At 41.1% G+C, this 7,588-nt stretch carries 5 protein-coding genes; 3 read left to right on the forward strand and 2 right to left on the reverse strand.

Annotation, left to right across the window (positions count from 1 at the left end; genetic code table 11):
• A complete protein-coding gene (locus tag HT729_RS01925; protein WP_000764149.1) occupies positions 1 to 438 on the forward strand; it encodes a PTS sugar transporter subunit IIA in 438 nt (145 codons plus the stop codon).
• 61 nt (positions 439 to 499) lie between these two features.
• On the forward strand, positions 500 to 1,636 hold the full coding sequence (locus HT729_RS01930; RefSeq protein WP_172931598.1) for a mannitol-1-phosphate 5-dehydrogenase: 1,137 nt from the start codon (positions 500 to 502) through the stop codon (positions 1,634 to 1,636).
• 28 nt (positions 1,637 to 1,664) lie between these two features.
• Here HT729_RS01930 and HT729_RS01935 read toward each other — a convergent pair whose 3' ends face one another.
• The gene (locus HT729_RS01935) at positions 1,665 to 1,787 is read right to left on the reverse strand and encodes a chlorohydrolase (RefSeq protein WP_153300023.1); all 123 of its coding nucleotides are present in this window, start codon (positions 1,785 to 1,787) and stop codon (positions 1,665 to 1,667) included.
• A 55-nt stretch (positions 1,788 to 1,842) separates the two neighbouring features.
• On the opposite strand from HT729_RS01935, the gene HT729_RS01940 reads away from it, so the two are divergent.
• Positions 1,843 to 2,892, forward strand: coding sequence for an LLM class flavin-dependent oxidoreductase (locus HT729_RS01940; RefSeq protein ID WP_000229791.1), 1,050 nt, complete (start codon positions 1,843 to 1,845; stop codon positions 2,890 to 2,892).
• A 281-nt stretch (positions 2,893 to 3,173) separates the two neighbouring features.
• On the opposite strand, the gene HT729_RS01955 is transcribed toward HT729_RS01940, so the two are convergent.
• On the reverse strand, positions 3,174 to 7,295 hold the full coding sequence (locus HT729_RS01955) for a pullulanase (RefSeq protein WP_240164409.1): 4,122 nt from the start codon (positions 7,293 to 7,295) through the stop codon (positions 3,174 to 3,176).
• Positions 7,296 to 7,588 lie beyond the last annotated feature (293 nt).

Raw genomic sequence — 7,588 nt, forward strand, 5'->3', positions numbered from 1 at the left:
ATGAAACTTGAAAAACATTTGATTAAGCTTAATAAACAATTTTCTAACAAGGAGGAAGCTATCTGTTATTGTGGGCAAGTTCTTTATGAGGGTGGATATGTTAATGAAGACTATATTGAAGCCATGATTGAGCGAGATAAAGAGCTATCTGTTTACATGGGTAACTTTATCGCCATACCGCATGGAACAGATGCAGCAAAAAATGATGTCCTCAAGTCTGGTATTACAGTCGTTCAAGTCCCTAGAGGGGTTGATTTTGGGAATGTATCTAACCCTCAAGTGGCAACGGTTCTTTTTGGTATTGCTGGTATTGGTAATGAACACTTAGAAATTATTCAGAAAATTTCTATCTTCTGTGCAGATGTAGATAATGTTCTTAAACTAGCAGATGCTCAGTCAAAAGAGGAAGTATTGCGCTTATTTGATGCTGTTGAATAATTGAATTTCGTCATTTGTCATCTAGTATATATGTCCCTCAAATAGGAAAAGGAGAAATTGAATGAAACATTCTGTTCATTTTGGTGCCGGTAATATCGGTCGTGGTTTTATAGGTGAAATTCTATTTAAAAATGGTTTCCATATTGATTTTGTGGATGTCAATAATCAGATAATTCATGCTCTAAATGAAAAGGGCAAGTATGAAATTGAAATTGCACAGAAAGGACAGTCTCGTATAGAAGTAACTAATGTGGCTGGCATTAATAGCAAAGAACATCCTGAGCAAGTCATTGAAGCGATTCAAAAGACGGATATTATTACTACTGCAATCGGACCTAATATACTCCCTTTTATCGCTGAACTTCTAGCCAAAGGAATCGAAGCTCGCCGAGTTGCAGGAAATACACAGGCATTGGATGTTATGGCCTGTGAAAATATGATTGGCGGGTCTCAATTTCTTTATCAAGAAGTCAAGAAATATTTAAGTCCGGAAGGTTTGACATTTGCTGATAACTACATAGGTTTTCCAAATGCTGCAGTAGACAGGATTGTTCCAGCACAAAGTCACGAAGATTCCCTTTTTGTTGTGGTCGAACCCTTTAATGAATGGGTCGTGGAAACCAAGCGTCTTAAAAATCCAGATTTACGTCTAAAAGATGTGCATTATGAAGAAGATTTAGAACCCTTTATTGAGCGAAAACTTTTTTCAGTCAATTCTGGACATGCAACTTCAGCTTACATTGGTGCGCATTATGGTGCCAAGACAATTTTGGAAGCTCTTCAAAATCCTAATATCAAATCTCGGATTGAATCTGTATTAACTGAAATTCGGAGTCTCTTGATTGCCAAATGGAACTTTGATAAAAAAGAATTGGAGAATTATCACAAAGTCATTATAGAACGGTTTGAAAATCCTTTCATAGTGGACGAGGTTAGTCGCGTAGCTCGTACTCCAATCCGAAAATTAGGCTATAATGAACGATTCATCCGGCCGATACGTGAATTGAAAGAACTCAGTTTGCCATATAAAAACCTACTTAAAACAGTTGGCTATGCCTTTGACTATCGCGATGTAAATGATGAAGAAAGTATTCGATTAGGTGAATTGTTGGCTAAACAATCAGTCAAAGATGTTGTTATACAAGTTACAGGTTTAGACGACCCAGAATTGATTGAGCAAATTGTAGAGTATATTTAATCTTTTTCGAAAATCTCTTCAAATCAGGTTAGCATCCATCTGCAACCTCAAAACAGTATTTTGAGCTGACTTCATCAGTTCTATCTACCACCTCAAAGCAGTGCTTTGAGCAGCCTGCGGCTAGCTTTCTAGTTTGCTCTTTGATTTTCATTGAGTATTAGAATAATTTTTCAAATTGAAGGACAGAGTAGATAGGGAGAATCACAATGGTAGAATTGGGAATTTCAACATTTGGGGAAACAACGGAGCTTGAAGGGATTGGGCAAACTTACAGTCATGACGAACGCATTCGCCAGTTGCTAGCAGAGGTTGAACTGGCTGACAAGGTTGGTTTGGATGTGTATGGGATTGGTGAGCACCATCGAGAGGATTTTGCAGTATCAGCCCCAGAGATTGTCCTGGCAGCTGGGGCAGTCAATACCAAGAAAATCCGTTTGACCAGTGCAGTCAGCATTCTCTCGAGCATGGATCCGATTCGCTTATTCCAACAATATGCCACTATCGATGCTTTGTCAAATGGACGTGCGGAGATTATGGCTGGAAGGGGTTCTTTCACGGAATCATTTCCTCTGTTTGGCTATGATTTGAAAGACTACGAAGCCCTTTTTGATGAGAAATTAGACTTGCTCCAGTTAGTCAATGAAAAGACAAAGCTAGACTGGAAAGGTCGATTGACCCAAACGATTGCTGGTAAAGAAGTTTATCCTCGTCCAGTTCAGGACAAATTACCCTTGTGGATAGCGACAGGTGGTCATGTCGAATCAACAGTAAAGATTGCTCAGGCAGGCCTACCGATTGTCTATGCCATTATTGGTGGTAACCCTCGTTATTTTAAAAAGTTGATTCAGGCTTATCGTGAGATTGGGAGCGAAGCAGACCATGCCAGTCATGAACTAAAGGTTGGGGTCCATTCTTGGGGTTGGATTGCTGAAGATGGCGAGCAGGCTGTGAAAGATTATTTCCATCCGACCAAGCAAGTAGTGGATGCTATTTCCAAAGACCGTCCACACTGGCAAGAATTGCGTTATAAGCAATATTTGGAGCAGGTAGGATCAAATGGCGCCATGTTTGTGGGCAATCCAGATCAGGTGGCCGAAAAATTGATTCGCATGATAGAGGATTTAGATTTGGACCGCTTCATGTTGCACCTACCTCTTGGTTCTATGCCTCATGATCAGGTTCTGAGAGCTATTGAACTATTCGGAACACAAGTAGCACCCAAAGTCCGGGCTTACTTTGCCATGAAAGAGGCTTAATAAAAAATACTAATCAAGTTTATTAGGACAACAAATATTGTACAAAAATCAATCCCCCGAGCTATAATGCTTGGGGGATTTTTCTATAGGAGGGCTAGTTTAGTTCTCTTTTTTGTTTTTTAGCAAGAAGCCGAGACCTAGAAGGGCAAGGAGACTAATTCCTGCAAACAGGAGTTTGTTATCGTTGTGCTTAGTTATATCTAGTTATATCTAGTTATATCTAGCTATATCTAGTTATATCTAGCTATATCTAGCTATGCAAAGGTTATACAGTAGCAGTTTTAGCTAATCCATTCACCGTTTTCATTGACCAAATAGCCTTCAACTCTTGTATTAACTGCAAGTTTACCTGATGAATCAACATAGTACCATTTGCCAGAAACTTCAAACCATTGATTTTCTTTCATAGCTCCTGATGGCTCAAGATAGTACCAAGTATCTCCATCCTTAACCCAACCGGTTGACATAGAACCGTTACTATTTAGGAAGTACCAAACATTGCCATCTTTTACCCAACCAGTAACCATAGAGCCATCATCTTTTAGGTAATACCAAGTATCTCCATCTTTTATCCAACCAGTAGCTAGAGAACCGTCTGCTTTATGGAAATACCAGATGCCATTTTCTTGTTTCCAACTAGCTTTAGTTGTCTGATTTGGAGTTTCCGGTTTCTTATTTGTATAAGCTGGGGTGTAGGAAGTTACAATAGCTTGTGTAGAAGTAGATGGAAGTGATTGAGTATTATTGTCCTTATGTGGTTGTGAAGCTTGTGAATCAGTTGTAGCTTGGCTAGGTTTGTTTTCTGCATCAGCTACTGTTGCAGATGGTTTAGTAGAATCAGGTTTAGCTTGTGGAGCTGGATCTTGATGTGCAGGGTGAGAAGCTTCATTTTGATGTTCAGGTTTGGAAGGGCTTGAGTCTGGTTTCTCTTCTGCAGATGACTCATGGCTAGTTCCATTTTGAGAGACTCGAAGAACAGTAGCTGTAAGGGCATTTAATTTCAAGCCTTTTTCAGTCCACTCAAGTCCTTGAGGGTTGGCAATTCCTACTGGTCCTGCTTGGTTTTCATCTGCTAAAACTTCAGCATTTCTGAGGTGGGCGAAGGCAGTTCCCAAGTTAAATTCGCGAGCTTTTTCATCCGCATTGACAAAGACTGCGTAGATATCACCGTTTGGAGCAGTGATTTGGTAGCCAATTACTACATCCTCTTTTTCTACACCATTTTGACCTGGGACAGTGATGAGGTGGACACGGTCTTTGATATCTTGGAGACTCTTAAGTCGGAAGGCATCTGTAGATTGACGAAGGGCAATCAACCCTTTCATATAGTCACGGCTCTTAACATTTTCAGGATAAGCTTTGCCATCTGTAGCCTTAGTCCAGTCAAACTTGTTGACTGCATCGCTAGAATCGTAAGAGTCATGGATGAAGTAAGGATAGTCAAATGGGTTGCCGTCCTTATCACGCAACAAGTGAGATTTGTTTGGAACCTTATCCTCCGCTACTGGAGTCTTGTAGGCTGGGGCACGGAATTGTTTAGTACGTCCATATTCCTGACCGGAGTGGATAAATGGAGTTCCTTGAGCTGTCAAGACCATGAGATTTCCAAGTCGCAAACGACGATGGATTTCAGCATAGTTCTCAGCCTTGCTTGGGTCTTTTTTGATAGACTGAGCGATGATGTCAAAGAGGGTCAAGTTATCATGGGCTGCGATGTATTGGATGACATCTCCAGGACTGTCTGCTTCAAAGTTGGTTGGTTGAGCAATCAGATTTTTGAAGATAGTGTTGACATCACGCTTGCCACCTGTGATAAAGGCAGGTTGACCTTCGTTTGGATAACCAGACTTGAGGTTGTTACGGATGTCATCTGAGAAGACAGCAACAGTATCGGTATGTTTCATCCAATCTTGGTCAGCAGCCTTAGTAGGCATATTTTCATCACCAGCATAGGTTCTCCAACCTTCACCCAGCATGATGAGGTTTGGATTGAGGGCGCGTGCAGCCTTGTAAGCTTCTTCGATAGAAGCCGCATCATGGTCTCCCATCATATCGAAGCGGAAGCCATCCACTTTGTAGGTATCAACTAGATATTTGATAGAGTCAACTAGGAGCCGTTTGGTCATATGGTGGGTTGTCCCCAAACGTCCACCACCAAAGCTAGTTCGAGGTGTGCCATCGGCATCCATAAAGTGGTAGTAGTTTGGTTCCAAATCTTCAAAGAGATCGACTTTGGCTGTGTGGTTATAAACGACATCTAGGATAGCTCCCATACCACGTTTGTGGATTTCGTTGATGAGGTTTTTAAATTCTGCGATTCGTTTTTCTGGATTCTTAGGATCGCTTGAGTACATACCAGTCAAGGAGAAGTAGTTTTGAGGGTCATATCCCCAGTTGTAGTTGCTGTTGCTTGAAGCGTAGTCAGACAATCGTTCATGGTTTTTCAATTCATTGACAAAGTAGTAAGACAAGACTGGAAGGAGCTGGATATGGGTTACACCCAAGTCTTTGAGATAGTCTAGTTTTTCAATGAAGGCTTCAAAAGTCCCAAATGGTTTGGTCAAGTCTTTTGCAATGGCAGGATCTGAAGTGAAGTCACGCACATGAGCTTCGTAGATAACGGCGTCTTCACGAGTCTTGAAATTGTGAATCTTACCATAAGTCAAGTCTTGAGGTCCGAGTTTAGCTGGATCTACAAAGGCGGCTTTAGCCACTTTATGGGCATCGTCAATCTTGGCATCGTCGCTATTCCAAGCAGCAAGAGATTTAGCGTAAGGATCGAGTGCAAGAACAGTTTTACCTTGACGCTCGATTTGGTATTGATAATAGTAGCCAGTGAAATCTGTGATTCCGAGTTTGTTTGTGCTGTCTAGAGTTTGTTTCCAAGTTCCTCTTTCCCCTTTTTCGAGAGCGACAGTTCCAACTACTTTGTCAGGGTCATTCTTGTCGTAGACAACAACAGAAACCTTATCAGCACTTGGTGACCAAAGGGTCAAATCAACTTGTTTTCCTTCTTCTTTTAGGTCAGCTCCCAGTTTGCCATCATAGCTGTATGTCTCATCTTTCAGGCGCCAGCTTGTTTTGGTAGTGAATTGGTCGGAATTGTAGCTAACAGTATAAGGATGTTTTGTGTCAGAGAAATCTCCGCTGTAGGTCACTTTCTTACCAGCTTCATCGATTGCAACATCGGTAATAGTTACCTTGTTTCCTAGGTGATTAGTGATGTTGGAGTGTTTGAGGATATCTTCTTTTTTAGCACCGACAAGTGTTGAAAAGCTACTTTCAATGCTAGAAGTGCCTACGTGTTGGGCTCCTGTCATACGGATATCATGGACATAGTATGGATTTGTGTAAATCGATTCATCATCGTCTTTTAGGAAAATTTGGCTATGATTTTTCAAATCTGTGAACTTATAATCTTCTTTACGGATTTTCACGTCGTCTCCTTGTTTGTTTCTGTCTAGTAATAAAAATCCAAATTCTCTTGCGGCTTCATTAAGAGGAATGTCGATATAGCGGCCATATTTGCCTGTAGCCGTAAAGTCTGTTCCGTCAGGCCATTGAGCGCTACTTGGATTTTTCACATCTCCCCAGTACCAGAGAGATTTCTTGTCATAGTTGCCATCTGTGCGGTAGTAGTTGACGCGAACAGTTCCTGCAGGCTGTGGCTCGTAAGAGAAAACCTTGTAATCTTGGTCTAACCAAGCCTCGTTCATTTTTGGAACTAGTTTTTCTATAGATTTATCGCCGGTTAGATTTTTTCCAGCTGTATTGTTGATGAGGAAGCTAATTTTCTTGGCTTCTTCTCCCTTTAATTTGACATCTAGGTAATAGCCGTAGTCATCTTTTTTGGCATCCTTGAAGGACAAGGCTCCGTTTGGCCAATTTTCAGATGGTTTTTCAACATCGTCCCAAGTCCATAGTCCTTGAGCATCCTTGTTTTCTTCAGGAAGTTTTTTGACATGGATACGGAAGTAGTTATCTTCGATGGGCTCTTCTGCCTTAGTTTCAGTCGTTACTGGACTAGTGGAAGTAGTTGTCTCACTTGAACGATCTTGTCCAGTTTGTGGTGCTGGATCGGCTGGGCTTGCAACAGGAGTGGTCGCCTCTGTTGCAGGTTTTTCTTCTTTCTCTAGGGAAGCGCTTGCATTATTAGGTGAAGAAAAATCGCTTTCTTTCTTACCAGTGCTAGTTGCTGTATCAGTAAGAGGCTGGGCAAGGGCAGTAGTAGTTTCACTATTATTTGCGTTAGTGGTTGGTGTACTTTCGTCTGCTGAGATAGTTGGTGTAGCCATGGCAAGCAAGACAAGGCTTGCGCCGATAAGGACAGAACCAGTTCCATTTTTGAGGGAACGGATGCTGTAGACCATTTTTTTCTCAGTTTGAGCTGGTGTTTTTCTCATGATGATTCTCCAATCAATAAATTTCTATACCAGTATAGCATGTAGTAAAACAATATGCAAGCGTTTTCTTTGGTTTGTCAAAGAAATTCTTACTTTTGAGAAGTTTTCCGTATTATTTTATATATCAGTATAAATAATGGAAATAATACTCAATGAAAATCAAAGAGCAAACTAGGAAACTAGCCGCAGGCTGTACTTGAGTACGGCAAGGCGACGTTGACGTGGTTTGAAGAGATTTTCGAAGAGTATAAAAATGTCACATAAGACAAGACGTATTATTATGGCTTCAAGCC

This window comes from Streptococcus sp. 79 (assembly GCF_013277425.1).
Classification (GTDB): Bacteria; Bacillota; Bacilli; order Lactobacillales; family Streptococcaceae; genus Streptococcus; species Streptococcus pseudopneumoniae.